The organism is Vibrio sp. 10N.261.55.A7 (assembly GCF_002877365.1).
In the GTDB taxonomy this organism is placed as follows: Bacteria; Pseudomonadota; Gammaproteobacteria; order Enterobacterales; family Vibrionaceae; genus Vibrio.
Map to the genome: position 1 here is coordinate 1 of NZ_MCWZ01000238.1, position 295 is coordinate 295.

General features: G+C 48.8%; 1 protein-coding gene. It reads left to right on the forward strand.

The genetic code is table 11. From position 1 onward, the window contains the following. Positions 1-295: hypothetical protein (locus BCU12_RS23305; protein ID WP_157939877.1), on the forward strand; the 295-nt coding region annotated here is incomplete at both ends.

Sequence of the window (295 nt, forward strand, 5' to 3'; positions counted from 1 at the left end):
AACCTATCTGAACTATGAAGTGTCGCTCTCGGGTGAAGCGTTTGGTGAGGTGAATACCTTCCTAGACATCACAGGCACAGCTTCGGACGCGGATTTAGGCGCAGTACAAATCAAGCTACCAAATGGTGAGTGGCAAGATTACGACGAAGTTAACGGTTTCCAAACGCCGGATTCAGGCGTGGTCAAAGTACGCGTTGAAGTGCTCGATGATAGTGAAACCGAAACAAGAGAGTCGGTGATAGTTACAGCAACAACCGACAGCAATCATGTGAATGCTCAGTCGGCAAGCGCACAA